The following is a 24,492-nucleotide window of genomic DNA, read 5'->3' as shown; positions in this document are numbered from 1 at the left end:
ACCCGACGCCGACGAACCCGACGCCGACGAACCCGACGCCGACGAACCCGACGCCGACGATCCCGACGCCGACCGGGGGCTGCCGCACCGGGGGCTGGTGCACGAGCTGGTGCTGGCCGCGGCCGCCGCCGGGCTCCCGGTCCGGCAGGCGCTGCTCGTCCGCCGGGGCCGGTGGTGGTCCTACGACTGCCCGCACCCGTGCTGCGCGCCGGGGGCCGGCACGCCGCTGCCCGAGGACGTCGGCGAGCTGGCCGCCGCCTCGGTGGCCGCCGGCACCGTGGTCGCCGCCGACCGCGACGAGCTGCTGGCCCGCATCGCCCCACCGGACGGGTCCGCGGCGGCGGCGATGACCGCCGCGGTGCTGCGTGCGGGCCACGCGGCGGCCGGGCGCGCCGACGGCGGTGCGGAGGCGGCGGCCGCGGCCGCGTGGCGGACGATCACCGCCGCGGTCGCCCGGTGCGCCACCGGGCGACCGCGGGGATCCCGGCTCTCCGACGACGAGGTGGCCGGCGTCGTGTGGGCGCTGCGCGACGTCCGGGTGCGCGATCGCGCCCTCGGCCTGTCCCTGGGCGGCGATCCGGCGGCGGCCGAGACGCTCTGGACCGAGTGCACGCGGCGCGCGCCGGCGCCGCTGGACGCCGCGCCCGCGACCCTGCTCGCCGTCGCCGCCTGGCTGCGCGGCGACGGCGCGATGGCCGGCATCGCGCTGGACCGGGCGCTCGCCGGCGACCCCGGGTACGCCCTGGCCGGCCTCCTCGCGCGGGCCCTGGCGGCCTGCCTGCCCCCGGCCGAGCTCCGCGCCCTGGTCGCGGGCACGCTGGCCGACCTGCGCGCCGCGGACCGCGGGCGCCCCGGGGCCCGGGACCGCGCACCGGCGGGGGTCAGAGGAGGGCGGGGCGGCGCCACTCCTGGCCGAGGACGTGCTCGGCGAGGAAGGCGATGACCGTCTCGTACCAGACCGAGGCGTTGCCCGGCGTGAGCACCCAGTGGTTCTCGTCGGGGAAGTAGAGGAAGCGGGACGGCACCGCCCGCTTCTGCAGGTCGTACCAGAGCCGCAGCGCCTCCCCGATCGGCACCCGGTAGTCCTTGTCGCCGTGGATGACCAGCATCGGCGTGCGGATGGCGTCGGCGAACCGGTGCGGCGAGTTCTGCTCGTACCTCTTGGGGTCGCGCAGCGGGTCGCCCCACTCCCGCTCCCAGTAGTAGGCGCCGTCGGTGGTGCCGGTGAACGCGTCGAGGTCCCACAGGCTGGCGTGCGTCACGATCGCCCGGAAGCGGTCGGTCTGGGTGGCCACCCAGTTGGCCAGGTAGCCGCCGAAGGAGCCGCCCATCGCTGCGGTGCGGTCCCCGTCGACGTCGGGGCGGGCGACCACCGCGTCGAGCGCCGCGATCAGGTCGGTGTAGGGCGCCTCGCCCCACTCGCCCCAGCTACGGCGGACGAAGTCCTGACCGAAGCCCTGCGAGAGGGCGGGGTTGGGCAGCAGCACCGCGTACCCGCGGGCGGCGAACACCCACGGGCACCAGCGCCACGACCAGGAGTTCCAGCTCATCATCGGCCCGCCGTGGATCCACAGCAGCAGCGGCGCGGGCGACTCGGCGGACGCGCCCTCGGGCAGCACCAACCATCCCTGCACCCGGACGCCGTCGGCGGCGGTCGTCGTCACCTCGTGCACCGTCCCCGGCAGCGGGCCGACGTCCCCGGGATGCGGCAGCACGACCGGTTCCTGGCGCTCGGCGTGCGGGTCGAGCCGCACCGGCACCGGCGGGGACCCGTACCCCGACCGCAGGGCGTAGAGGGCGCTGCCGTCGCGGGCGACCTGCAGGTGGCTGTACGCGCCGTCCCCGGTCAGCCGCACCGGCGCACCACCGGCCACCTCGACGCGGAAGACCGCGTGCCGGCCGTCGTCGTCGGCCAGGAAGTGGACCGCCGTCCCGTCGGCGGCGAACTGCGGCGCGGTCGGCCAGCGGTCGAACCCCGGGGTCAGCTCGCGGGCGCGACCCGTGCCGAGGTCGACGAGCAGCAGGGTGTGGTCGGGCGGCTCGGTGTAGGTCGACAGCGACTCCCGGACGCAGACCAGCGCGGTGCCGTCGGGCGAGAAGGCGGGCGCGTGGACGTCGGCCAGCGGATCGTCGACGAGCACCCGCGTGGTGCCGTCGTCGGTGGCGGTGACGACCAGCCGCGTCCGCCGTCCGGCGGGACCCTCGGGGACGTCCTCGCTCCGGGCCAGCAGCGAGCCGTCGGGCGACAGGACGAAGTCGTCGCCGGCTCCGCGCGGAGGCGCCGCCTCCGGTGTGAGGTCGCGCAGGTCGGACGGTCCGGCGGGCGCGCCGGGCCGCTCCTCGTCGGGCGGCGGGCCGAGCCAGAAGTGGTGCACCGACGACGGGCCGAGGTCGTGGTCCCAGGAACGGACGGGGTAGGCCTCGTGCAGGATCGCGGTCACGCCGGCGTCCTTGCGTGCCTTGATCCGCTGCTCGTCGTCCTCGGCGGTCGCCGCGCCGGTCATCGCGGGGGCGGCCACGACCACCGCGCCGCTGTCGGCAGCGACCGCGAAGCCGGTGATCCCGGCCGGGCGGGCGACCACCATCCGCGCCTCGCCGCCGGCGGCGGGAAGGCTCCACAGCGCCGACTCGGGCTCCTCGCCGTCGCCGGTCGCGGCCGGGTCGGGCCGGGCGGAGGTGAACAGCAGGGCGCCGTCGGGTGCCCAGGCCGGCGCGGACTCGCCGCGGGCCCCGCGCGTGAGCCGCCGGGCGGGCCGGGAGCCGGCCGGGTCGATCTCCCACAGCGCCGACCGCCACTTCTTCCGCTCGGCGTCGAGGGTCTGCACCGCGACGGCGAGCCGGGTGCCGTCCGCGGACAGCGCCAGCGCCTCGAGCCGGGGGAGCGCGACGAAGTCGGCGAGGCGGTGGAAGGACGACGGCGCGGGAGTGGCATCCGACCGGTCGGCCGCGGGCGCGGGCTGGCTCACCGAGGGCCTTCTCTCTGGCTCGCTGGGGCGGGCGTCCCCGCCACCCTAGACAGCGGGCCGGCGGCGCCGCGCCGGCGCGGTCCCCGGGCTGCGGGCGCCGCCCGCGCGGGTCCCGGCCCTCAGCGCAGGGAGGGCTCCAGCGACGTCGTCGACTCCTCGTCGACCGCGCTGACGAACACGTGCTGGGCCACGCCGGCGGGCAGCACCGCGCCGTCGAGCTCGACCGAGCCGTCGACCGTGCGGGCCACGACGGTGGCACCCGGGCGCACGCCCTGGTCGGCCAGCGCCCGGAGCAGGTCGGTCTGCTCCTGCAGCTGCTCGCTGATCCGCCGCACCACGACCGGGCGGCCGTCCTCGCTGGCGACCGAGGCCAGCACGACCAGCTCGCTCGCCGGCGGCAGCGGCAGCGTGCCGGCGCCACCGGGCACGGGACCCAGCGCGTCGAGGCCGGGGATCGGGTTGCCGAAGGGGGAGACGGTCGGGTGACCGAGCAGGGTGACGAGCTTGCGCTCCACGGCCTCGCTCATCACGTGCTCCCAGCGGCAGGCCTCCTCGTGGACGTCGGCGTAGTCCAGGCCGATGACGTCGACGAGCAGGCACTCCGCGAGCCGGTGCTTGCGCATGACCGCCGTGGCCAGCTCCCGGCCGGTGGCCGACAGCTGCAGGTGGCGGTCACCCTCGACCGTGAGCAGCCCGTCGCGCTCCATGCGCGCGACCGTCTGGCTGACCGTCGGGCCGCTCTGGTGCAGCCGCTCGGCGATCCGCGCCCGCAGCGGGACGATGCCCTCCTCCTCCAGCTCGAAGATCGTGCGGAGGTACATCTCGGTGGTGTCGATGAGGTCGTTCACTGGCACTCCTCCGGGTCGGGGCCAATCCTACGGTCGCCGGGGTGCCGGACCCGGTCACCCGGAGGAGCACCGCCGCCCGCCGCGACGGTCCCGCGTCCTGCCACGGGGTAGCGTCCGCCGCGGGTGACCTGCCCGGATCCGGCGGGCCGGTCGCCCGGAACGACGGCGGGCGCCCGGCCGCCGCCGTCCGCCGGCGAGGAGGACCCCATGAGCGACGCGGTCGTGGTCGTCTGGGACGACGCCCTGCTCGGGTACACCCTGGGCGGGGACCACCCGCTGCACCCCGTGCGGCTGGACCTGACGATGCGCCTGGCCGACGGCCTCGGCGTGCTCTCCGGAGACCGCGTGCGCGTGCTCGCGCCCACCCCGGCCGACGAGGCGCTGCTCACCCTGGTGCACGACCCGGCCTACCTGGAGGCGGTCCGCCGGGCCCCGGCCGACCCGTCCGTCGGCCACGGCCTGGGCACGCCCGACAACCCCGTCTTCGACGGCATGTACGACGCCTCGGCGCTGGTCGCCGGTGGCTCGGTGCTGGCCGCCCGGCAGCTGCACACCGGCGCCGCCCAGCACGCGGTCAACATCGCCGGCGGCCTGCACCACGCCATGCGCGGCACCGCGTCCGGCTTCTGCGTGTTCAACGACGCGGCGGTCGCCATCGCCTGGCTGCTGGACCAGGGCTACGAGCGGATCGCCTACGTCGACGTCGACGTCCACCACGGCGACGGGGTGCAGGCCGCCTTCTACGACGACCCCCGTGTGCTGACGGTGAGCATCCACCAGACGCCGCTCACCCTCTTCCCCGGCACCGGCTACCCCGAGGAGACCGGGAACCCGGAGAAGGCGTCGGGCAGCGCGGTGAACCTGGCGCTGCCCAACGGCACCGACGACTCGGGCTGGTTGCGCGCCTTCGACGCCGTCGTCCCCTCGGTCCTGCGCGCTTTCGCGCCGCAGATCCTGGTGACCCAGTGCGGCTGCGACGCCCACCACGAGGACCCGCTCGCCGACCTCGCCCTCACCATCGACGGCCAGCGGGCCGGCTACCGCGCCCTGCACGAGCTGGCGCACGAGCTGTGCGAGGGCAGGTGGCTGGCGCTGGGTGGCGGTGGCTACGGGCTGGTGCGCTGCGTGCCGCGGGCGTGGACGCACCTCATCGCCGAGCTGGCCGGCGCACCCGTCGACCCGCGGACGGAGATCCCGCAGTCGTGGCGGGACGACGTCGTCCGCCGGGGGCTGCGGGCCCGCCCGCCGACGTCGATGACCGAGGGCGGCTACGCCGGCTTCGCGCGGTGGGACGCGCTCGGCGACTCCCGCATCGACCGGGCCGTGCTGCGCACGCGCCGGGCCAGCTTCCCGTACTTCGGCCTCGACCCGGACGACCCCCGTGACTGAAGGACCCCGTCCTCCTCACCACTCGCAGGCTCGCGGCGAGCCCCGGGACGGGGTCGGAGGCGCCTCCGGGGGACCGTCCACGACTGGCGCGCCGCTCGACGTCCCGGCCGACCCGGAGGCGACCCCCGCTCCGCCGCCGCACTGGGAGGCCGACGTGGTCGCCGCCGACGGCGGCACGGTGCACCTGCGGCCGATCACCCCCGACGACGCCGACGGCCTGGTCGGGCTGATGGAGCGCAGCTCGGAGCAGACGCGCTACTACCGCTTCTTCGGGCCGATGCAGCGGCTGTCGCAGCGCGACCTGCACCGGTTCACGCACGTCGACCACGTCGACCGGGTGGCCTTCGTGGTGCTGCTCGGCGACCAGCTGATCGCCGTCGGCCGCTTCGACCGGCTGCCCGGCACCGACGACGCCGAGGTCGCCTTCCTGGTGGAGGACGCCCACCAGGGGCGCGGCCTGGGGTCGGTGCTGCTCGAGCACCTGGCCGCCGCCGCACGGGAGCGGGGCATCACCCGCTTCGTCGCCGAGGTGCTCACCCAGAACGCCCGCATGGTGCGCGTCTTCCGCGACGCCGGGTACGTCGCCGAGCGCACCTACGAGGACAACATCGTCCACCTGACCTTCCCGATCGCCCAGACCGAGGACGCCCTGGCGGTGGCCTACGAGCGGGAGCAGCGCAGCGAGTCGCGCTCCATCGCCCGGCTGCTCACGCCGGCGTCGGTGGCGGTGGTGGGCGCGAGCAACGACCCGGGCAAGCTCGGCAACGCGGTGCTGCGGCACCTGCTGGACTACGGCTTCGCCGGGCCGGTCTACCCGGTCAACCCCACGGCCCGGCACGTCCGCGGCGTGCCCGCCTACGCCGGCATCGAGGACATCCCCGACGACGTCGACCTCGCGGTGGTGGCCGTCCCCGCCGACGAGGTGGCCGCGGTGGTGGAGGCGTGCCGGCGCAAGCGGGTGCGCGGCCTGGTGGTCATCTCCGGCGGCTTCGGGGAGACCGGCCCGGAGGGCCGCGCGGTCGAGCGCCGGCTGGTGGCGTCGGCCCGTGCCTCCGGCATGCGCGTCGTGGGGCCCAACTGCCTCGGCATGGTCACCACCGACCCCGATGTGCGGCTCAACGCCAGCCTGGCCCCGAAGGTGCCCGGCCGCGGCCGGGTCGGCTTCTTCGCCCAGTCCGGCGCGCTGGGCGTGGCCCTGCTCGAGCGCGCGCGCAGCCGCAACATCGGGCTGTCCAGCTTCGTGTCCGCGGGCAACCGGGCCGACGTGAGCGGCAACGACCTGCTCCAGTACTGGGCCACCGACCCGCGCACCGAGGTGGTGCTGCTGCACCTGGAGAGCTTCGGCAACCCGCGCAAGTTCGCCCGGCTGGCCCGCACCGTCGGACGCACCAAGCCGGTGGTGGCCGTCAAGAGCGGGCGGCACGGCGGGCTCACCCCCGGCCTGGCCGGCACCTCGGTGGCCGTGCCCGAGCAGTCGGTCGGGGCGTTGTTCGCCTCGGCCGGTGTCATCCGGGTCGAGACCGTCGCCCAGCTGTTCGACGTCGGTGTCCTCCTGGCCCACCAGCCGCTGCCCGCGGGGGAGCGGGTCGCCGTCGTGGGCAACTCGACGGCGATGGGCGTGCTGGTGACCGACGCCGTCCTGGAGCAGGGACTCGTCCCGGCCGTCGATGCGCCCGTCGACATCGGCTCCGGCGGCGGCCCCGACGACTTCCGGGCCGCGCTGCAGCGGGCCGTCGACGACCCGCAGGTCGACGCCGTCGTGGCCGTGTTCCTCCCGCCGCTCATGGGCGGCTCGGCCGAGTTCGGTGCGGCTCTGCTGGAGGTCTCCACCCGCAGCGACAAGCCGGTCGTGGCCACGTTCCTGTCGACGGAGGGGATCCCGCCCGAGCTCACCGCCCCCGGCGAGGACGGGATGCCGGAGCGGGGCTCCGTGCCCTCCTTCGCCACCCCGGAGCGGGCGGTGATCGCGCTGGCCAAGGTGGCCGAGTACGCCCGGTGGCGGCGCCGTCCGGTGGGCACCGTGCCCGAGTTCCCGGACGTCGACGAGCCCGCCGGCCGGCGGGTGGTGGCCGGCGTGCTCGCGCAGGCGCCGGCCGGCCGGGAGCTCGCCGACGAGGAGCTCATCGCGCTGCTGGCGGCCTACGGGATCCCGCTGCTGGGCACCCGCCGGGTGACCGACGCCGAGCAGGCGGTGGCCGCGGCCGAGGAGATCGGCTACCCGGTGGTGCTCAAGTCGACGGCGCCGTGGCTGCGGCACCGGCCCGATCTCGGTGGCACCCGGCTCGACCTCGGGGACGCCGACGCGGTGCGGGCGGCGTACGCGGCGATCCCGGCCGGTGACCCGATGCTCGTGCAGGAGATGGCCGCGCCGGGCGTGGCGACCGTGGTCGAGATCGTGGACGACCCGTCGTTCGGGGCCCTGGTCAGCTTCGGGCTGGGCGGCGTGGCCACCGACCTGCTCGGCGACCGCGCCTTCCGCGCGCTCCCGCTCACCGACCTGGACGCCGCGGAGCTGGTCCGGGCACCGCGCGCGTTCCCGCTGCTCGACGGCTACCGCGGCTCCGAGCCGGCCGACCTCGCCGCCGTGGAGGACCTGCTGCTCCGGGTGGCCCGGCTGGCCGACGACCTGCCCGAGGTGCTGCGGCTGTCGCTGGAGCCGGTCCTCGTCGGCCCGGCCACCCCCTGGCACGGCGGCCGGTCGCTGGTGGTCGCCGGCGGGACGGCGACCGTCGGCCCGCCCACCGGCCGCATCGATCCCGGCCCTCGCCGGATGCGTAGCCCCGTCTGACGACCGGGAGCCGGCCACCCAGGGTGACCGGCTCCCGGTGAGGTGCTGGAACGGCCCCGGCCCCTCCGGAGGCTCGTCCCGAGCCTGCGTGGGATGCGGGGAGGGGTGTTCCTCAGGCGAGGTAGTCGCGCAAGGCGTCGGCGCGCTCGGGGTCGCGGAGCTTCGCCATCGTCTCGCGCTCGATCTGGCGGACCCGCTCGCGGGACAGGCCGAACTGCTTGCCGATCTGCTCCAGCGTGCGCGGCTGGGCGCCGTCCAGCCCGAAGCGGAGGACGACGACGTCCCGCTCACGCTCCTCCAGCGTCGCCAGCACGTTGCGCACGTCGCCCTTCATCATCTGGAAGGCGACGGCGTCCTCGGCCACCGCGGCGTCGGCGTCCTCGATGAAGTCACCGAGGCGCGACTCCTCGTCGGCGCCGACCGTCTGGTCCAGGCTGACCAGGTCGCGGCTGTACTCCAGCAGCTCGGTCACCCGCTCCTCGGGCATGTCCAGCTCGAGGCCGAGCTCCTCGGCGGTGGGCTCGCGCTCCAGCTCCTGGTGCAGGCGCCGGCGGGTCCGCACCACCTTGTTGACCTGCTCGGCGAGGTGCACGGGCAGCCGGATGGTGCGGCCGGAGTCGGCCATCGCCCGGGTGATCGCCTGCCGGATCCACCAGGTGGCGTAGGTCGAGAACTTGAAGCCCTTGGTGTAGTCGAACTTCTCCACGGCGCGGATCAGCCCGACGTTGCCCTCCTGGATCAGGTCCAGGAACGTCATGCCGTGGCCGGTGTAGCGCTTCGCCACCGACACGACGAGGCGGAGGTTGGCCTCCAGCAGGTGCGCCTTGGCGGCCTTGCCGTCGATGGCCAGGGCCTTGTAGTCGCGCTTGTAGGACGGCGACAGGCCCTGCTTCTCGCGCAGCAGGCGCTCCGCGTACAGACCGGCCTCGATCCGCTTGGCCAGCTCGACCTCCTGCTCGGCCGTGAGCAGCGCGGTCTTGCCGATGGTGTTCAGGTAGACCCGCACGAGGTCGGTCGACACCAGGCCGGTGGTGTCGGACTCGCGGCGGGGCGAGCGCACCTCGAGGGTGTCGGTGGGGGAAGACTGCAGCAGCGTCACGGTGTGTCTTCGTCCTTGCCTTCGGGTCGGATGCACCGCCGGGTCGTCCGGTCCGGCGGGACATCCGCACGGGGTGGTACAGAGGAGGCAGGTCCTGGATCGCGAGGGAGCCTGCGCGGGATGTCCGGTGTGTGCGATGTAGTTACGCCCTGCACAACGGCGGACGCCGGGTCCCTGTTCCGCAGCCGCGACATTGACAGCGAGCTCACAGCAAACCTGGGAGCAGGCGGCGGGATCCGGCCGCACCGGACGTGCAGCGGCGGAGCCATACCCGCCGAGCGGGGTTCTCAGACCTCCAGGAGGAGTGTCATGGGGCCGTCATTGACCGAACGCACTTGCATGCGGGCACCGAAGCGCCCCGTGGCGACCGTGCACCCGCGGGCGCGCAGCTCGGCCACCACGTCCTCCACCAGCGGCTCCGCGAGGTCCCCCGGCGCGGCGTCCTGCCACGACGGGCGCCGTCCCTTCCGCGTGTCCGCGTAGAGCGTGAATTGGCTCACCACGAGCACCGGCAGGCCGAGATCGGACGCCGAGAGCTCACCGTCCGGCCCCGGGAAGATGCGCAGCTCGTGGATCTTGCGTGCCAGCGCCCGGGCCCGGCCGGGATCGTCGTGCCGCGCGACGCCGACCAGTGACAGCAGGCCCGGGCCGATCTCGCCCACGACCTCCCCGTCCACGGTCACGGCGGCTGTACTGACCCGGCTGACGACGGCGCGCACAGGGCCATCCTGCGACGGGGGATCCGGCGCGATCGTCCGGGTGCCGTCCGAGTGCCCGGCTGCTCGGTGCGGCGCTGTGCCAGCGTGGGGGCATGGTGGCCCTGACCCGGTTCCCCTCGCTCTCCTGGACCACGGTCCTGCCGGTCGTGGCGCTGGTCGTGCTGGCGGCCACCTGGGGACGGGAGCTCGGGCCGGTTCTCGCGGTCGTCGTGGCGCCGGTCCTGGCCGGGGCGGTCCTGTCGGCCGTGCACCACGCGGAGGTGGTGGCCCACCGGGTCGGTGAGCCCTTCGGGTCGCTGGTCCTGGCGGTCGCCGTCACGGTCATCGAGGTCGCGCTCATCGTGACCCTGATGCTGTCCGGCGGGTCGGGGACGGCCTCGCTGGCACGGGACACCGTCTTCGCCGCGGTGATGATCACCTGCAACGGGATCGTCGGCCTGTCGCTGTTCCTGGGCGCCCGGCGTTACGGGTTGTCCGTCTTCAACGCCGAGGGCAGCGGGGCGGCGCTGGCCACCGTGGCGACCGTCGCCACGCTGAGCCTGGTGCTCCCGACCTTCACCACCAGTCGCCCGGGGCCGCAGTTCTCCCCGGCGCAGCTGGCCTTCGCGGCGGTCGCCTCGCTCGTGCTGTACGCGGCGTTCGTGCTCACCCAGACCGTCCGCCACCGCGACTTCTTCCTGCCGGTTCCGGCTCCCGGGACGGTCGATTCGCCACAGGCGCACGCCAGGCCCCCCACGGGCCGCGCAGCGACGACGAGTTCGCTCCTGCTGCTGATCGCGCTCGTGGCGGTCGTCGGGCTCGCGAAGGTGGAGTCGCCCGCCATCGAGGCCGGTGTCGCCGCGGTGGGCTTTCCCCCGTCGTTCGTGGGCGTCGTCATCGCGCTGCTGGTCCTGCTGCCCGAGACCCTCGCCGCGGCGCGGGCCGCCCTGCGCAACCGGATCCAGATCAGCCTGAACCTCGCCTTCGGCTCGGCGCTGGCCAGCATCGGCCTGACCATCCCGGCCATCGCGATCGCCTCCATCTGGCTGGAGGGCCCCCTGCTGCTGGGACTCGGCTCCACGCAGATGGTCCTGCTGGTCCTCACGGTCGTCGTCTCGGTCCTGACCGTGGTCCCGGGTCGGGCGACACGACTGCAGGGCACCGTGCACCTGGTGCTGCTCGCCGGCTTCCTGTTCCTGGCCGTCAGCCCCTGAGGGACCGTCCCGGCGGCCGACCCGGGCCGTGGACGGCCGCCGCGGGAGCGGGGCCGCCACCGGCCCGGCGCGTTCAGCCCTGGGTCAGCGCGTGCGCGTCATGGCCGGCCGCCGGGGGGCGTCCGGGTTCCTGGCCGGGCTCGATCACCAGGAACTGGCCCATCATCCCGCGGTCCTCGTGCTGCAGGAGGTGGCAGTGGAACATGTACGGCGAGTCCGGATCGGCGTGGCGGGGGAGGCGCAGGACGAGCCGGACCGTCGTCCCGGGCGCGACGTAGACCGTGTCCTTCCAGCCCCGCAGCGGTGGCGGCGGGCGACGACCGTCGACGTCGGCGACGACGAACCGCACACCGTGGACGTGGAAGTCGTGCGGGGTGCCGCCGGCGTTGGTCACCTCCCACAACTCGGTCTCCCCGGCGGTGCCGACGTGGTCGATGCGGCGCACGTCCATGTCCAGACCGTTGATGCTCGTGCCGCCGAGCCGGAACGCACGGGTCACACCGGCGTCCGCGGGGTCGAGGTCGGGGGGCGGGCCGAGGTCGCCCGGGAGGTCCGGGCCGGGGACGAGCCGGTCGGCGGCCCGGAGCTGGAGCACGTCGAGGCGGTCGTCCCCGCCGGAGAACCGCTGGTTCCAGAAGTCGGCGCCGAGATCCGTGGGGTGGCTGCGGAGGACTACGTCGCGCCCCGGCTGCAGGCCGACCACGATCTCGGCGCGCTCCCCGGGTGACAGCCGGATGCGGTCGGCCGTCACCGGGGAGGGCAGCAGCCCACCGTCGCCGGCGATGACGGCGAACTCCCGGTCGTGGCCGTGGTCGTCGACGAGCCCGAAGTCGTAGATCCGGGCGCCGGAGGCGTTGAGCAGCCGCAGGCGGACCTTGTCCCGGTCGACCTCCAGGTAGGGCCCGATGGTGCCGTTGACGAGGACGGTGTCGCCGAGCACGCCGGTGGGGCTGAACGGCCCGCTGCGGTGGTCGAACTGGCCGTCGGCGGTGAAGGCCTTGTCCTGCACGATGACCGGGATGTCGTCGACGCCGTACTCGGAAGGCAGGTCGAGCGTTCGGCTGTCGTCGTCGTCGACGAGGAACATGCCGGCCAGCCCCCGGTGGACGTGCTCGGCGGTCCTGCCGTGCGGATGGGGGTGGTACCAGGTCGTCGCGGCGGGCTGGTCGATCGTCCAGGTCGGCGACCAGGTCTGCCCGGGTTCGATCGCCTGGTGTGGTCCCCCGTCCATCTCCGCCGGCAGTTCGTGGCCGTGCCAGTGCACGGTCGTGCTCTCGCCGAGGTCGTTCGTGACGTCGACGCGCACCCGTTCCCCCCGCTCGGCCCGCAACGTCGGCCCGAGGTACGCGCCGTCGAAACCCCACGTGCGGGTGACCCCGTCGCCGACGCCGAAGTCGGTGGTGCCGGCGCCGGCCCGCAGGTCGAAGACCCGGGTGCCGCTCTCCGAGCGGGACGGGGCGAGCGGCGGGATGGCCAGCGGCCGGTCGAAGATGACCCGGCCGGTGGTGTCGGTCGAGGCACGCGACCACGCGAGAGCCAGCACGCCGACTCCGGCGATCACCAGCACCAGTGCGGCCACGAGCAACCGGGTGATCCGACGCCGGCGCCTCCGGGTCGGGACCCGGCCGGCGGCGCCGGTCGTGGCGGCGGTCACCGGATCACCGCCGCCGGCGCGTCAGCGGTCACGGGCGTGTCCCAGTCGATGTGGTGGTCCCACACCCAGCGGAGCGGGTCGCGACCGTTGCGGAACAGCCGGCGCATCACGATCGGCAGCGCGAGGTCGCGGACGGCACGGCCGAGCGGGCCGACGGTCTTCCCCGCGCCGTTGCGGCGCCCCTGGGCGCGGACCCGCTCGACGCGGTCGCGGCGCAGCTGCTCGTAGCGGGCCAGCGCGGCCGGCACGTCGTCGTGGTCCCGGAGGCACATGGCGAGGACCACGGCGTCCTCGATCGCCATCGCGGCGCCCTGCCCGGCCGACGGCGAGACGGCGTGCGCCGCGTCCCCGATGAGCACCGCCCGGCCGTCGTGCCAGGTGGGCACGGAGGGCAGGTCGTAGGTGATCCAGCCGGGGAACACCTCCTCGGTCGCCCGCACGAGGTCGACGGCGGGGCTGCGGTCGTCGGCGAACAGGTCCAGCAGCCGGGCCCGCCACAGCGGAGCGGGGACGGTGGCGAGCTCCTCCGGGTCGGGCTCGCGGGGGACCGGCGGGTTGGCGAACCACCAGACCTCGCCGTCCGGGGCCTTGATCCAGCCGAAGAACGCGCGCCGACCGAAGCAGAGGTGGTTCACCCCCGCCGGCCCGGGGACGTCGACGCCGCGGGCGTAGCCGCCGGTGTTGAGGAACCCGACGTACGCGGCGTCGGGGGCCCGCGGGTCCAGCAGCCGTCGGGTGGTCGAGCGGATGCCGTCCGCGCCGACGAGCACGTCGGCCTCCGCGGAGCTGCCGTCGGCGAACTCCGCGCGCACGCCCCGGGCGGTGTGCCCGATGCCGGTCAGCCGCCTGCCGACGGCGGTCGGCAGGCCCCGCCGTCCGGCCTCCTCCCGCAGCGCCGCGTAGAGGTCCGGACGCCGGATGGTGATCGCGTGCGTGCCGTCGGGCAGCGTCCCACCGTTCGGCACGTCGGCCAGGACCCTGCCCCGTCCGTCGAGCAGCACCATGCGCGGGGTGGCGATGCTCCGCGCGAGCACCGGTGCGTCCAAGCCGACGGTCCGCAGGGCGTCGATGCCGTTGAGGCCGAGGCCGAGGAACGCACCCACGCCGTCGGCGTGGCGGTCGTGGGCCTCGTGGACGGTGGATTCGATACCGGCACGGCGCAGGGCGACCGCGGCCACCTGCCCGGCGATGCCTCCACCGATCACGATCGCTGTCCGTCGTCGGGTCATGGTGTTCCTCCGGCACGTCGGTTTCCGGGTCCGTCGGGGGTGCCGGTTGACCGCGCTCCCGGCCGGACCGGGCCACCGACGGCGACGACGCTAGGAACGGGAGGCCGGTGGGCCATCGGCGCGGCGGTGCGACGTCGCTACCGCGTGCGGCGTAGCCGGGACGGGACCGGACTGCCACGGATGGCGGACGCTGCCCGGCGGGGTCAGTGCGGTGCCACCAGGCCCGTCTCGTGCGCGATGACCACCAGCTGCGCCCGGTCCCGCGCGTGCAGCTTGGTCATCGCCCGGTTGACGTGGGTCTTGGCGGTGGCCGGGCTCATGAACAGCGCCCGGCCGATCTCGGCGGTGCTCAGCCCCCGGCCCACCAGGGCCACCACCTCGCGCTCGCGCGGCGTGAGCACGTCGAGGCGTTCGGGATGCCTGGGTCGTTCGTCGGGCCGGCCCCGCACGGTCTCGAGCAGCCGGCGGGTGACGCTCGGGGACAGCAACGCGTCCCCCGCGGCGACGACGTGCACCGCCCGGCGGAGGTCCTCGGGTTCGATGTCCTTGAGCAGGAAGCCGCTCGCTCCCGCCCGCACGGCGTCGGCGATGTAGTCGTCCTGCTCGTACGTGGTCAGCACGACGACCCGCGGGAGGTCGTCCCGAGCCTCGGCGAGGATCCGGCGGGTGGCCTCGATGCCGTCCATGACCGGCATGCGGATGTCCATGAGGACGACGTCGGGGCGATGCCGGTGCGCCAGCTCGACCGCCGCCGCGCCATCGGCGGCTTCGGCGACCACCTCGATGCGTCGGTCCCGCTCGAGGACCAGCCGGAACCCCGCGCGCACCAGCGACTGGTCGTCGGCGAGCAGCACGCGGACGACGAGGTCGCCGGTGGTCGCGCCGGTCATCGATCCGCCGCCGGCGCAGGCAGCGTCGCCTGCACCAGGAAGCCGCCGCCCGGGCGGTTGCCCGCGGTCAGCACGCCGCCGAGGGCGCGTGCCCGCTCGGCGAGCCCCAGCAGACCGGAGCCGCGGTGCTCGGGTGCGTCCGCGCGACCCGAGCCGTCGTCCTCCACGGTCACCTCGACCGCCGATCGCCCCACGTGCACGCGCACCGTCGCCCGGGTGGCCCGAGCGTGCCGCATCACGTTGGTCAGCGCCTCCTGCACCATCCGGTACGCGGTCAGCTCCACGGCGGCCGGCAGCTCCCGGCGCTGGCCGCAGATCGCCAGGTCGACCGGCAGGCCGGCCTCCTCGACCCCGCGCACCAGGTGGTCCAGCTGGGCCAGCCCCGGCGCGGCGTGCCGGGTCGGCTCCTCGAGCCCCGAGCGGAGCACGGCGATCGTGGCACGCAGCTCGGCCATCGCCTCGCGGCCGGAGGCGCGCAGCGTCGTCAGCGAGTGGCGGGCCTGCCCCGGTCGATCGGACATGAGGTCGGCCGCGACCCCGGCCTGCACCGTCATGGTGGTGATCGTGTGCGCGAGCACGTCGTGCAGCTCCTGCGCGATGCGGATGCGTTCCCCGCTGACCCGGGCCTGCGCCTCGAGCTCCTTCTCGACCGCCGCGGCGCGCAGTCGCTCGCGGACCTCGGCCCGTAGCCGCCGCCGGGTCGCCACGCCGTCCCCGAGCAGGAAGGCGAGCACCAGGAGCGCGACCGACAGGGCGATCTCGAGGAAGGACTCCCGCTCCACGACGGCCCGGTACAGCGCGCCACCTCCGCCGAACAGCAGGACGACGAACACCGTCTCCCACCGCTGGCCCGCGGCCGCGACGCTGTACAAGGCGACCATCAACACCGGCAGCTCCGGCCCGCCGGGGTAGTCGAGGACCAGGTAGACCAGCGTCAGGCCGATCGCCCCGGACAGCGCGGCCCGCGGCCGGCGCCGGCGCAGCAGCAGGGAGGCAGCGGCCGCGGCGAGCAGGACCACGGCGCCCGTGTCCGCCGGTCGGCTGCCCGCCTCCTCGGCGGAGAACAGGGCAGCGACCGACGTCAGGCCCGCCACCGCGGCCACGCCGACGTCCAGGGCGACGACCGCCCATCGCGCGCCGATCCGACGGCGGTCGCCTCCGCCACCCGGCGTCGTCGCGAGAGACGGTCGATCCTGCACACCCGGTCCTCGGCCAGGCGCCGGTCCCGGGCCGGCGGTGACCGGACGGGCCGCGCGCGCTCGTGGGTCACTCTATGGCGGGTGGCTCTCGGTGGCGTCCACCCGGCGGCTCGCTGCCGTACCGCCCCGGTGGCAGGCCGGTCGCACCGGTCCTGCCGCGTCCGCGGCAGGACCGGGAGACCGCGCGGCGCCGAGCCCCTCCGGCACACTGCGCGCGGAACTCGGTCCCGAGGGGGATCGGGACGCCCCCTCGAGCATCGCGTTACCTGGTGGTCGTGGGGACGAGCGGGTGCTGCGTCACCGCCCGGCCGACCGACGGGTGACGAAGCCGACGATGGCGTCGTTCACGAACGCGGGGTCGTCCTCGTGCATGAGGTGCGACGCGCCCGGCCCGACCACCTGCTCGGCGTGGGGCAGCAGGTCGGCGAGCCACGTGGTGAGCGAGCCCTCGACGGCCGGGCTGTGCTCGCCGGTGAGCAGCAGGGCCGGGGGCGCGGACGCCGCGGACCTCCGTCTCGGTCAGCGGTGGGAACCCCGCGCGGAACTCGGCCTGGAGCTCGGCGGCGGTCCCCCGCATCTGCTGCCGGCGCTGCGAGGTCAGGCGGGCCAGTGCCTGACGACCCAGTACGCCGCGCGCGAAGAGCTGCAGCGCCCGATCGGCGTCACCGCGCCGGTAGGCCCAGGCCATCGGGGCGGACGTGCGCAACCCGAACGCCAGCACCGCGAGCGTCGCGCGCGGCCGACGCCGCAGGCTGCGCGCCAGGACGGACGGCTGCGGGCGCGGTCCCGATCCGAGCACCAGCGGCAGCACCGGCGGCTCCTCGAGCACCAGGCTGCGGACGACGTCCGGGTGTCGGATCGCGGTGGGCAGGCAGACGAACGCGCCCCACGAGTTGCCCACCAGGTGCGCCGGAGAGGCGCCCGGGGCGTGCAGGAGGGCGACGAGGTCATCGACGTGCACCGGCACGGGGTCGGTCGCGCCGGGGGCGATGGCCTCGTCCGGTCGGGCGTACCGGCGGCTGCAGGCGATCGCCCGCAAGCGTGCCCTGAGCGGTTCGAGCTGCGCGCCCCAGGTGCGCATGTCAGCCAGGCCGCCGTGCACGAGGACTACCGGTCCACCGGTGCCCACCTCGCGGTAGGCGAGCGACACCCCGTCGAGCGTCACGTACTGCAGCGCGCCGAACCCGCCACCGCCCGTCACCCCGATGACAGCCATGCCGCTCTCCTCGCAGCCGGCCCGTCCGGCCGAACCGCACGGGGTGGACCTCGACGTCGAGGGGACGCCGGAGCTGCTCCGAACACTGAGGCGTCGTCTTCGCTGGCGCCTCGACACGTCGAGGCGAGCCGCCGGCCCTGTCAGAGCCCGAGATACCGGGCGACGGCGAGTTCGACCTCCTCGAGTTCCTCGCGATGGAGGAAGTACACGGGCTCGTCGTGGACGAAGCGGACGTCGATGCTGCGCAGCTGATCGACGAGGAACCGGGTGGGGACTCCGCCCAGTTCGACCTCGGGCCGGAACACGGCCGGCTGCGCCTGCGTCGACGTCGGGACGATCGTGGCGACGCTCAACGCCATGTCGGTGGGGCTGAGGACCAGGCCGTAGCGCCGGCCGCGCTGCTCATGCCCACGTCGCGCCTCGCCGAGGTCGACCCGGTACACGGCGCCGCGGATCACCAGGCGTCGGTCTCGTCGGACAGGTCCTCGTCGGCCACCCGCTCGGCATCGGCACGCGCGCGGGCGAGCCAGGCCTCACGGTCGAGCAGGCGCAGTGCGCGCCGGATGACGTCGGCCGTGCGCTCGTCGTCCCGCATGGCTTCACGGATGATCCGCTCATCGTCCTCGGTCGGTCGGAATCCGATCGTCTTGCTCACAGGAGCAATGTAAGACATTCGTTCTACGCGTGTACAACAGCTTGGGAGGTCGGGGATCTCGTCGAGTGCCCACCGGTCAGCACGTCCCGTGGTGTCGTCAACGGTGATTGCGCCGGTGTCGACGTACGGCACCATCTCCGTGTGCCGACGTTGACCCTCACCCAGGACGCCGCCGCCGACGAACTGCTGAGCCGCGACCCGCTCGCGCTCCTTCTCGGGATGCTGCTCGACCAGCAGTTCCCCATGGAGCGTGCCTTCGCCGCCCCGCGGCTGCTCGCCGACCGGCTCGGCGTCGACCGCCTCACCGCGGCGGAGCTCGCCGACGCGGATCCCGACGAGCTGACCCGGGTCTTCCAGGGGCCGCCGGCGCTGCACCGCTACCCGGGGTCCATGGCCGGGCGGGCCCAGGCGGTGTGCCGGCTGGTCGTCGAGCGCTACGACGGCCGGGCCGAGAACCTGTGGGCCGACGTCCCCGACGGCGCGACCCTGCTGCGGCGGGTGGGGGAGCTGCCCGGCTTCGGCGCGCAGAAGGCGAGGATCTTCGTGGCCCTGCTCGGCAAGCAGTACGGCGTGACCCCGCCGGGCTGGCGGGAGGCAGCCGGCCCGTACGGGGAGGAGGGGTCGCGCCGGTCGGTCGCCGACATCACCGGACCGGAGTCGCTGGCCGAGGTGCGCCGGTTCAAGCTGGAGCAGAAGCAGGCCGCCCGCAGCGCGGGCTGATCCGGCCGCTCGCCGGCCGGTCCGGCCAGAGGCCAGCAGTCGATCGAGCGGCCGCGCCGAGGTGCCTGCACCGCCGTCCGCGCGGTGGCACGATGGAGGACGACCCGGGACGCAGCCGGGGACGGCTCCCGTGGACAGCGACCCCGACCGGGCCGCGGCAGGGGACGCCGTCCGTGCCCCGGACGGCGGAGGGACGAACTTCGTGGCCACGAGCCAGCAGCCGGCGCGTTCGCGCAAGGTGGAGGCGCTGCTCATCACCGAGGCCGAGCCCGGCCTCGACGACCAGCACGCGGCGCGCAAGAAGCGCTACGCCATCACGATGGCCATCCGCGCGGTCTCCGTGGCGCTGGCCGCCGTCTTCTACCAGACCGTCTGGCTGATGGTGATCTTCGCTGTGCTCGGCATCGTGCTGCCCTGGATCGCCGTCATCATGGCCAACGACCGCCCGCCGAAGCAGAAGCTCGCCGCGCACCGGTACGAGGCCCGACCCGAACGGACGCTGGAGGCCCGGCCGAGCCGCGTCATCGACATGTGAGCACGGCCCGCCGGCCGTGGACCGGCGCGGTCAGCGGGCTCCGGGCCGGGCGACGACCTCGGCGGCCAGGGCCAGGCCCGCGTCCAGCGCATGCACGGGGTCCGTGCCTCGGTCCCGCAGCCACACCGACAGCACCCCTGCTGCGAAGGCGTCACCCGCGCCGGTCGTGTCGACGACGGCGGCCGGGTGGGCCGGGCGGTGGACGACGGCCCGGCCGGCGGCCCAGAGCGCGCCGTCGGGTCCGAGGGTGACGGCCACCGCCCGGTGCCGGGCGGCCAGGGTTCGGGCGGCGTCCACCGGGTCGGCGCACCCGGTGAGCAGGGCGGCCTCCTCGGCGTTGGGCAGCAGCAGGGTGACCGCCGCCGTGTCGGCCAGCCACCGGTCGACGCCGTAGGCCGCCAGCGGCCCGGTCGACGCCGGGTCTGCGGACACGGTGCACCCGGCGGCGGCCGCCCGCGCCAGCGCGGCCAGCCCGGCCGGCCGCGGTCGCGGGTCCAGCAGTGCGTAGCCCGACAGGTGCAGGTGGCCGCCCGGGACCGGGGACGGCAGGTCGCCGGGGACGAGCTCGAGGTTGGCGCCGCGGTCGGCGAGCATGCTGCGCTGCCCGTCCGGCTCGACCAGGCTCACCACCGTGCCGGTGGCCGCACGCGGCACCACGCGCAGCCGCGCACGCACCCCCGCGGCGGCCAGCTCCGCGAGTCGCGCCGTCCCCTCCGCGTCGTCGCCGACGCACCCGGCCAGCACCACGTCGAGCCCGGCCCGGGCGAGGTGCGCGGCGACGTTGCCGCCCGCGCCGCCGCCGTGGCTGCGGATGCGCGCCGGCCGGTCCGACCCCGGTGCGGGAGCCCCGGAGAGGACGGCGACGACGTCGGTGTTCACGTCGCCGACGACCAGCACCGCCGGCCGCGCGGTCACCCGTGCGCGCTCCGGGCCGCCAGCGCCGCGGCGATCTCCCCGGCCAGCTCGGCGTTGCGCAGCACCAGCCGGACGTTCACCGCGAGCGTGGCGCCGCGGCTGGCGCGGTGCAGGTGGTCGAGCACGAACGGCGTCACCGCCCTGCCGCGCACCCCGGCCGCGTGGGCGGCGGCCAGCGCGTCGGCGATCACCTGGTCGTGCAGCTCGCGGTCGAGCTCCTCGTCCGGCGGCAGCGGGTTGGCGACGACGACCGCGCCGGGGGTCAGCCGCCGCCGGGCGGCGAAGACGGCCGCGGCCTGCGCCGGGCCGTCGACCGCCCAGTCGACGGTCGAGCCGGAATCGGCGACGTAGAAGCCGGGGAAGGTCGTCGTCCGGTACCCGACGACGGTCACCGACAGGGTCTCCAGCCGCTCCAGGGTGGCCGGGACGTCGAGGATCGACTTGACCCCGGCGCAGACCACGACGAGCGACGTGCGGGCGAGCGCGACGAGGTCGGCCGACTCGTCGAACGGCGCGTCCCGGTGCACCCCGCCGAGGCCGCCGGTGGCGAAGACGCCGATGCCGGCGCGGGCGGCCAGCAGTGCCGTGCTGGACACGGTGGTGGCCCCGCTGCCGCCGGTGGCCAGGGCGACCGGCAGGTCGCGCACGCCCAGCTTGGCCAGGTCGGGATCGGCGCACACCCGGTCGACCTGCCCGGCGGTGAGGCCGACGTGCGGCACGCCGTCCAGGACGGCGATCGTCGCCGGGACGGCGCCACCCCGGCGGACGGCGGCCTCGATGTCGTCGGCCGCCGTCCGGTTGTCGGGGCGGGGGAGCCCGTGGGCCAGCAGCGTGCTCTCCAGCGCCACCACGGGCCCGCCCGCCCGCAGGGCGCCGGCCACCTCCGGCGACGCCACGATGCCGGGGGAGGGCCGCTCGGGCGGGGACGACGGCTGCACCCTGCCATCATGGACGCATGAGCAGCGCCGATATCCTCGAGCGGCCGGACGTCCGCGACGCCGACACCGGCAACGCGAACGAGGTCTTCCACTACGTCCGGAAGAACAAGATCGCGGAGAGCGCGGTCATGGGCACGCTGGTCGAGGCCCTCTGCGGCGAGGTGTTCCCGGTGACCAAGAGCCCCAAGCCGGGCAGCCCGGTGTGCCCGGCGTGCAAGGAGATCTACGACCAGCTGCGCAAGGAGTGAGGCCGGGTCAGAACAGGCCGAGCCGGCGCGCCTCGGCCTCCAGCTTCGCGGCCCGCCGCGACCGGCGGCGGGAGCCGTGCCGGCGCAGCGGAGCCGGCCAGCGCTGCTGGACGATCGTGTTCAGCTCGGCGCCGAGCAGCACGGCCAGGCCGAACAGGAAGCAGAACATCAGCGCGGCGATGGGCGTGGCCAGCGCGCCGTACGGCAGGGCCGTCGTGAGGATGTCGGTCACGTAGGTGCGCAGCAGCTGGGCGGCCAGGGCGAAGAAGGCCACCGCCAGCGCCGCCCCCGGCAGGTGCCGCCGCCACGGCAGCCGGTCGGCCAGCACCACGTGGTAGAAGCTGGTCAGCGCCAGGAACAGGCCGACCAGCACGAACGGCCAGTAGGCGTTGTTGATCAGCATGGCCCCGGTGCCCCGCCACTCCAGCGGCAGGAACCGGACCAGCACGTCCTCGCCCAGCACGAGCAGCGGCAGCATGAGCACCGCCAGCAGCAGGCCGAGCACGAACAACCACAGCGCCTTGAGCCGGGTGCGGATGGGGCCGCGGACGTCGCGCTGGTCGTAGGCGATCACGATGGTGTTCATGAACGTCGCCGTCGCCGAGGAGCCGGCCCACAGCGCGAGCAGGAAGCCGAGGCTGACGACCTCCAGGCGGCCCGATCCGAGGATGTCGGTCAGCGTGGGGGCCACCAGGGCGGCGACCACGTCGTCGGTGAGCACCTCGCCGGCACCGGCGAGCAGCCGCTCCTCGACCTCGCGGACGGGCGCGCCGCCGACGACGTCGGTGAGGTAGCCGAGGGAGCCCACCAGCCCGATCAGCAGCGGCGGCACGGAGAGGATCTGCCAGAACGCCGCCTCGGCCGACAGGCCCAGCACCCGGTCGCGCCACGCCTTGGCCAGGGTGGCGCCCAGCACCTGCAGCGGCACCCGCGCCGGCGCGGGCCAGCCGGCGAGCCGCTCGCGCGGCGCGGCGGGCACGCGGGTGGCCCCGGCGGGCACGCGGGCGGCGCCGGCGGGCACGCGGGTGGCGCCGGCGGGGGTGGCGCCGGCGGGCCACGGTGGTGCCGCCGGCGGGCGGCCGTCCCCGGACGCGGCTCCGGGGCGCGCGGCGCCGTCCCCGGCGGGGGATGCGGGCCCGCCCGGCGGCACGCCGGCCCCCCGAGGGCGGCCCCCGGGCAGGACGGTGCTCATCGCACCAGTGTGCACGTCAGCGCGGTGCACGGCCCCTCGCCGCACGGGCGCCGACTGCCGGATGACCCAGCGGGGCGGGTGGGCTCCCGCCCCGCTGGGTCATCCGCCGGCCGGCGGTGCGGCGCCGTCGGGAGGGCCGGGAGCGGCCGGCGGCGGTTCGACGCAGCGGGTCGCCGGCTCGGCGGCGTAACGGGTCTGGAACCGCTCCCGGCGCAGCTCGTTGCCGGTGCCGAGCTCGCGGAAGATCCGCGTCACGGTGATGTCGAACCCGGTCGACCCGTTCGACGGTCGGCAGCTGCCGTCCTGCGGCTTCTCGCGGACGGCGGGCTGGCGGATGTTGTACCGCTCGCTGCTCACCGACTCGATGTCGTACCGCTTCGTGCCGTAGAAGGTCACCGTGAGGGTGCCTGGCGTCCAGGCGGTGTCGACGAAGACGCCGGTGTCGCTGTCGTTGCGCCACTCCAGGTCGATCGAGTCGTAGTACACCGTCGCCTCGCGCCCGGCCGGGTAGCGGCTGATGTAGTAGCTGTGCGGCTTGTGGAAGACGTCCTCGAGCCCGGCGAAGAAGACCGCGTTGAACATCGTCGTGGCGAACTGGCTGACGCCGCCGCCGACCGCGGTGGTGAACTCGCCGTTGTTGATGACGCCGGCCTCCACGTAGCCCTGCGCGATCCCGCGCGGTCCGGTGAAATCGTTGAGGCTGAAGGTCTCGCCCGGCATGACCACGTGGCCGTCGACCTCCTCGGCCACCACCCGGATGTTCTCCCCGCTGTTCGGGTTGCTGATGTTCGTGGTGAAGCTGCTGATCTCCTCGCGGATGCCCAGCGCCTCGGCCTCCTCGGTGGTGAGGTCGGCCGGGACCGGGCCGAGGGTCGCGGTCACCTGCCGCGGCGCCGGCTCGGTGAGCACCGGCAGCAGCTGCTCGGCCAGCTGGGCGGGGTCGATGCCGGTCCCGTCGACGGACGGGACGACGCGGACCTGGCCGTCGGAGACCTCGAAGCGGGCGTCCTCGGCCGGCGTGCCGAAGCGACCGAGCTCGTCGCCCAGGGCCTCCTGCAGGGCGGCCGGGTCGACCGAGACGACCAGTTCGCCGTCCTCCTGGGGCGTGAAGGCCAGCGAGGCCGCGATGGCGGTCTCCGCGATCTCGGCGGAGGTGCCGCCGTCCTCGCTGACCACCGTCACCGGCGCGGCCAGCGCCGGGTCGACGACCTCCTCGAGGACGCGGCGGGCCTCCTCGAGGCCGACGTCCACGGGCTCGACGTCGACCGGCAGTTCGACGGGGACGTCGGGCGCCCGGCCCTGGGCGAGCGCCTCGGTGACGGCCTCGGCGGACCCCTCCCGGTCGAGGGTCCGGCCGTCGACCGGCTCGACGACCTCCAGGTCGGTGCCCTCGCCGGCGATGGTGGCGTCGACCGGTGCCCGGTCGACCTGCGCCGCGATGTCCTCCAGCTGCGCGGTCAGCGCGGTGTCCTCGCCGGTCAGCACCGGGTCGACGGTGCGCTCGTCGAACAGCGTGACCAGGCGCGTCCACGGGTTGAGCGGCTGGTCGTCGGCGACGTCGACGGTCGCCGGGACGTCGAGCTCGATGCCGGCGGCCGTGGGGGAGAAGACCGCCTCCACGTCGTCGGCCACGATCGGCCGGTCGGCAGCGATGCGGGGCGCGAGCTGCTCCTCCAGCGTGCTCCGGGCCGCGGCCGGGTCGAGCCCGCCGAGTTCCACGCCGCCCACCACGGTGCCGCGCGGGACGTCGCCCGAGGACAACGCGAGGTCGCCGCCGTACAGCAGACCGAGGGCGGCGAGGACGCCGACCGGCGCCAGTACGGCGGGTCGGCGCCAGCCGGGGGATCCGCCCTCCGCGTGCCGCCGTCGACCGGGGCGGTCGGGTCCGTCGGACGCACCGGGATCGCCCGCGGCGCGTTCCTCCGCGGACGTCGACGGGCTCGCGGGCGGCGCGGCGGGCGACGGGGTCGGGGGCGGCGCGGCGGGGTCGGCGGCGAAGCGCTCGGTGGCGTCGTCGGAGGCCGCCCGTCCGGCGGGCTGCTGCGGCGTCTCGTCCCGGGCCGGGGGCGCGGGGGCGTGGTCGCGAGGGAAGCGCTCGG

General features: G+C 75.4%; 22 protein-coding genes. 7 read left to right on the top strand and 15 right to left on the bottom strand.

Annotation, left to right across the window (positions count from 1 at the left end):
- A partial coding sequence (locus tag OF117_RS01955) for a DUF4192 domain-containing protein (RefSeq protein ID WP_263551104.1) occupies positions 1–943 on the top strand: 943 nt, incomplete at its 5' end.
- On the opposite strand, the gene OF117_RS01950 is transcribed toward OF117_RS01955, so the two are convergent.
- Positions 882–2,966, bottom strand: a complete 2,085-nt coding sequence (locus tag OF117_RS01950; protein ID WP_263551103.1) for a S9 family peptidase — start codon at positions 2,964–2,966, stop codon at positions 882–884. The genes OF117_RS01955 and OF117_RS01950 overlap by 62 nt on opposite strands.
- 119 nt (positions 2,967–3,085) lie before the next feature.
- Complete coding sequence (locus OF117_RS01945; protein WP_263551102.1) at positions 3,086–3,814, bottom strand: metal-dependent transcriptional regulator; 729 nt, start codon at positions 3,812–3,814, stop codon at positions 3,086–3,088.
- Positions 3,815–4,021: 207 nt separating this feature from the next.
- On the opposite strand from OF117_RS01945, the gene OF117_RS01940 reads away from it, so the two are divergent.
- Both OF117_RS01940 and OF117_RS01935 read left to right on the top strand, forming a co-directional pair.
- Positions 4,022–5,203: an acetoin utilization protein AcuC gene (locus tag OF117_RS01940; RefSeq protein ID WP_263551101.1), complete on the top strand. Its 1,182-nt coding sequence runs from the start codon at positions 4,022–4,024 to the stop codon at positions 5,201–5,203.
- 154 nt (positions 5,204–5,357) lie between these two features.
- Entirely contained in the window at positions 5,358–7,991 is a 2,634-nt protein-coding gene (locus OF117_RS01935; RefSeq protein ID WP_263551100.1) for a bifunctional GNAT family N-acetyltransferase/acetate--CoA ligase family protein, read from the top strand.
- Positions 7,992–8,103: 112 nt separating this feature from the next.
- On the opposite strand, the gene sigB is transcribed toward OF117_RS01935, so the two are convergent.
- Together sigB and dtd are read right to left on the bottom strand one after the other, a co-directional pair.
- Entirely contained in the window at positions 8,104–9,090 is a 987-nt protein-coding gene (gene sigB, locus OF117_RS01930) for an RNA polymerase sigma factor SigB (RefSeq protein ID WP_318014208.1), read from the bottom strand.
- A 287-nt stretch (positions 9,091–9,377) separates the two neighbouring features.
- Positions 9,378–9,809, bottom strand: coding sequence for a D-aminoacyl-tRNA deacylase (gene dtd, locus OF117_RS01925; RefSeq protein ID WP_263551099.1), 432 nt, complete (start codon positions 9,807–9,809; stop codon positions 9,378–9,380).
- A gap of 92 nt (positions 9,810–9,901) precedes the next feature.
- Between dtd and OF117_RS01920 the strand changes: the two genes are divergently transcribed.
- Positions 9,902–11,002: a calcium:proton antiporter gene (locus OF117_RS01920; RefSeq protein ID WP_263551098.1), complete on the top strand. Its 1,101-nt coding sequence runs from the start codon at positions 9,902–9,904 to the stop codon at positions 11,000–11,002.
- A gap of 73 nt (positions 11,003–11,075) precedes the next feature.
- Here OF117_RS01920 and OF117_RS01915 read toward each other — a convergent pair whose 3' ends face one another.
- From OF117_RS01915 to OF117_RS01885, 7 genes are all read right to left on the bottom strand, one after another.
- The gene (locus OF117_RS01915) at positions 11,076–12,656 is read right to left on the bottom strand and encodes a multicopper oxidase family protein (RefSeq protein WP_263551097.1); all 1,581 of its coding nucleotides are present in this window, start codon (positions 12,654–12,656) and stop codon (positions 11,076–11,078) included.
- Positions 12,653–13,885 (bottom strand): FAD-dependent oxidoreductase, encoded by a 1,233-nt coding sequence (locus OF117_RS01910; protein ID WP_263551096.1) that lies wholly within the window; start codon positions 13,883–13,885, stop codon positions 12,653–12,655. Before OF117_RS01910 ends, OF117_RS01915 begins: the two co-directional genes overlap by 4 nt.
- Positions 13,886–14,088: 203 nt before the next feature.
- The gene (locus tag OF117_RS01905; protein ID WP_263551095.1) at positions 14,089–14,775 is read right to left on the bottom strand and encodes a response regulator; all 687 of its coding nucleotides are present in this window, start codon (positions 14,773–14,775) and stop codon (positions 14,089–14,091) included.
- Positions 14,772–15,974 carry a sensor histidine kinase gene (locus OF117_RS01900; RefSeq protein WP_263551094.1) on the bottom strand — a complete coding sequence of 401 codons (1,203 nt, stop codon included), beginning with the start codon at positions 15,972–15,974 and terminating at the stop codon, positions 14,772–14,774. The genes OF117_RS01905 and OF117_RS01900 overlap by 4 nt, the downstream gene beginning before the upstream one ends.
- 262 nt (positions 15,975–16,236) lie before the next feature.
- Positions 16,237–17,190 (bottom strand): alpha/beta fold hydrolase, encoded by a 954-nt coding sequence (locus tag OF117_RS01895; RefSeq protein ID WP_263551093.1) that lies wholly within the window; start codon positions 17,188–17,190, stop codon positions 16,237–16,239.
- A 140-nt stretch (positions 17,191–17,330) separates the two neighbouring features.
- Positions 17,331–17,648, bottom strand: a complete 318-nt coding sequence (locus OF117_RS01890) for a type II toxin-antitoxin system PemK/MazF family toxin (RefSeq protein WP_318014207.1) — start codon at positions 17,646–17,648, stop codon at positions 17,331–17,333.
- On the bottom strand, positions 17,645–17,980 hold the full coding sequence (locus OF117_RS01885) for a hypothetical protein (RefSeq protein WP_263551092.1): 336 nt from the start codon (positions 17,978–17,980) through the stop codon (positions 17,645–17,647). The genes OF117_RS01890 and OF117_RS01885 overlap by 4 nt, the downstream gene beginning before the upstream one ends.
- A gap of 6 nt (positions 17,981–17,986) precedes the next feature.
- Between OF117_RS01885 and OF117_RS01880 the strand changes: the two genes are divergently transcribed.
- Positions 17,987–18,565: an HhH-GPD-type base excision DNA repair protein gene (locus OF117_RS01880; RefSeq protein WP_263551091.1), complete on the top strand. Its 579-nt coding sequence runs from the start codon at positions 17,987–17,989 to the stop codon at positions 18,563–18,565.
- Positions 18,566–18,695: 130 nt separating this feature from the next.
- A complete protein-coding gene (locus tag OF117_RS01875) occupies positions 18,696–19,100 on the top strand; it encodes a DUF3099 domain-containing protein (protein WP_263551090.1) in 405 nt (134 codons plus the stop codon).
- A gap of 30 nt (positions 19,101–19,130) precedes the next feature.
- Here OF117_RS01875 and OF117_RS01870 read toward each other — a convergent pair whose 3' ends face one another.
- Positions 19,131–20,015, bottom strand: coding sequence for a carbohydrate kinase family protein (locus tag OF117_RS01870; RefSeq protein ID WP_263551089.1), 885 nt, complete (start codon positions 20,013–20,015; stop codon positions 19,131–19,133).
- On the bottom strand, positions 20,012–20,953 hold the full coding sequence (locus OF117_RS01865) for a pseudouridine-5'-phosphate glycosidase (protein ID WP_263551088.1): 942 nt from the start codon (positions 20,951–20,953) through the stop codon (positions 20,012–20,014). Before OF117_RS01865 ends, OF117_RS01870 begins: the two co-directional genes overlap by 4 nt.
- Before the next feature lie 17 nt (positions 20,954–20,970).
- On the opposite strand from OF117_RS01865, the gene OF117_RS01860 reads away from it, so the two are divergent.
- Complete coding sequence (locus OF117_RS01860; RefSeq protein WP_263551087.1) at positions 20,971–21,201, top strand: DUF3039 domain-containing protein; 231 nt, start codon at positions 20,971–20,973, stop codon at positions 21,199–21,201.
- Between the two features lie 7 nt (positions 21,202–21,208).
- Here OF117_RS01860 and OF117_RS01855 read toward each other — a convergent pair whose 3' ends face one another.
- Together OF117_RS01855 and OF117_RS01850 are read right to left on the bottom strand one after the other, a co-directional pair.
- Positions 21,209–22,393: a YihY/virulence factor BrkB family protein gene (locus OF117_RS01855; RefSeq protein ID WP_263551086.1), complete on the bottom strand. Its 1,185-nt coding sequence runs from the start codon at positions 22,391–22,393 to the stop codon at positions 21,209–21,211.
- A gap of 99 nt (positions 22,394–22,492) precedes the next feature.
- Positions 22,493–24,492 (bottom strand): VanW family protein (locus tag OF117_RS01850; protein WP_263551085.1); only part of this gene is annotated, 2,000 nt, incomplete at its 5' end.

Origin of the sequence: Geodermatophilus sp. YIM 151500 (assembly GCF_025716945.1) — a bacterium.
Classification (GTDB): Bacteria; Actinomycetota; Actinomycetes; order Mycobacteriales; family Geodermatophilaceae; genus YIM-151500.
Note: the sequence above shows the minus strand (reverse complement) of the source record. Positions and strands in the feature narration are given on the sequence as shown.